The sequence below is a fragment of the Streptomyces alkaliphilus genome (genome assembly GCF_014141535.1).
In the GTDB taxonomy this organism is placed as follows: domain Bacteria; phylum Actinomycetota; class Actinomycetes; order Streptomycetales; family Streptomycetaceae; genus Streptomyces; species Streptomyces alkaliphilus.
Genome location: NZ_VKHT01001000.1, coordinates 1 through 1,793, shown reverse-complemented (window position 1 = coordinate 1,793; position 1,793 = coordinate 1). Strand labels below are relative to the sequence as shown.

At 72.7% G+C, this 1,793-nt stretch carries 1 protein-coding gene; it reads right to left on the bottom strand.

Annotated features, from left to right (window positions below; translation table 11 throughout):
• Positions 1–1,724, bottom strand: a 1,724-nt coding sequence (locus FNQ90_RS21890; protein ID WP_182607926.1) for a hypothetical protein, incomplete at its 3' end; no start/stop codon positions are given.
• Between the last annotated feature and the right edge of the window lie 69 nt (positions 1,725–1,793).

Genomic DNA, 1,793 nt, shown 5'->3' with positions numbered 1-1,793 from the left:
GTGTTGTAGACCACGATCGGGTCCACCACTCCCAGCTGCCGGAACATGTCCGCCTGGGCCCGGGAGACGCACAGCACCTTCAGGCGGGGCAGCAGGGCCAGGAACTCCCGGTGCCGGTCGGGTTGGCGCTCGGCCTCGTAGGAGAAGACGTACTCCGTCTCGTGGGCGTACAGCGCCACCCGTCGTCCGGTGTCCAGCAGCGCTTCCACCAGCCCGTTGGCGATCGGTGAACGCCAGAACGGCGCCACGCTGTTGATGAGGACGGTCTCCGCGCCGCGCAGCGCCTCGGCGGCCTCCTCGGGGCGGTGGAACGCCGCCAGGTCGAAGTACCGCACGTCCACCGGACCGCCGGAGATCAGCGACTGGGTGTAGGTCAGGACGGGGACGGCGACACCGGTGATGTAGGAGAAGCTCATGCCGATCACCGCGAGGGAACGGGGGCGCTCCACCCGCAGCTCGATGTCGCGCAGGGCCCGTTCGGCCAGGCGGGGAGCCGCCGGGGCCGTCCCGTCCCCGGCCCCGGGGCCGGGCAACGCCTGGCCGGTCCCCTCCCCCCCGATCGCCGGCGCGGTCGGTTCCTCCGGGGCGGGCGACGGCGCGTCGGTCTCCTCCACGACGCCGAGGACGACGTCCGCCACGTCCTCCCGGAAGGTCAGGTAGTGCTCGATGGGCTCACCGTGGCGGTTGGCGGCGAAGCGCCGCGACAGCCGCAGGCGCTGGACGACCGAGGAGAGGTCCTCGATGCCGGCCGCGTTGCGCAGCAGCGGGTGGTGGATCGTCGGGAAGACGATGTTCAGCTCCGGCGGGCTGTAGAGCACCAGCGGGACACCGGCCCGCAGCGTCTGCAGGTAGGTGGTGGAGAAGAAGGTGACCGCCAGGTCGTGACCGCGCAGCGCGTCGGCGTCCAGGAGGGAGTCCGCGGGCAGGACGGTCGCGCCGGGCAGGGTGTTCAGCCACTCCAGGTGGCCGGGCGCGCTGGAGGGGTGCGGCTTGATGATCACCTCCCCGTGGGCGGCCAGGGTCTCCACCATGGCGGTCAGCGCCGCGCGGTGGGCGGCGCGGTTGAGTTTGCCCTGGTCGGCGAGGGGCTGGTCGAGGAGGATCGTGCGCAGCGGCTGCTCGGGGGCGCCGAGGGGGCGGTGGACGCCGGAGCGGGCCGCGGCGAGCAGGACGGGGTCGTCGCTGTGGCCGAGGCCGCCGGTGACGTGGACGGTCGGGGCGGGGCCCGGATCCCGGAAGGTGACGTGCCGGGCCATCGCGGGCCCCCACACGCAGACCGCGCCGGGGTGGGAGGCGCCGTAGTACCAGTTCTGGTCCCGTTGGCCGTCGGTGAGGGACTTGTAGTGGAAGTCCAGGTGACCGTCCTGGACCAGGACCACGGGCAGCCGGCGGTTGAGCGCCCCGCACACCCGGGCCCCCCGGCGGGACCGGTCGTTGAACAGGACGAGCCGGTCGATCCCCGCCTCCTCCACGAAGCGGGTGACCCGTGCCTCCAGCTCGCGGCCGAAGGCGTCGTCGGCCATCGCCTCCCCGGGTTCGAAGAGATTGCGCACCGGGGTGTCGGGCAGTCTCTCGGCGGCCTCGGTCTCGATCCACTCCCGCACGCGTCCGCCGAGGTCGGCGGTCAGGACCGAGAAGGCGTGGTCACCGGCCCGGGGGGCGGCCATCAGGCGGGCGGCCAGGTCCACCCCGTTGCGGTTCTCGACGAATACGGCGATATGCATCTGCTTCTCAGTTCGATTCGGGGAAATCATCGGTGGTGCGGGTGGTGCGGGTGGTGGGGGGCGCCGGGA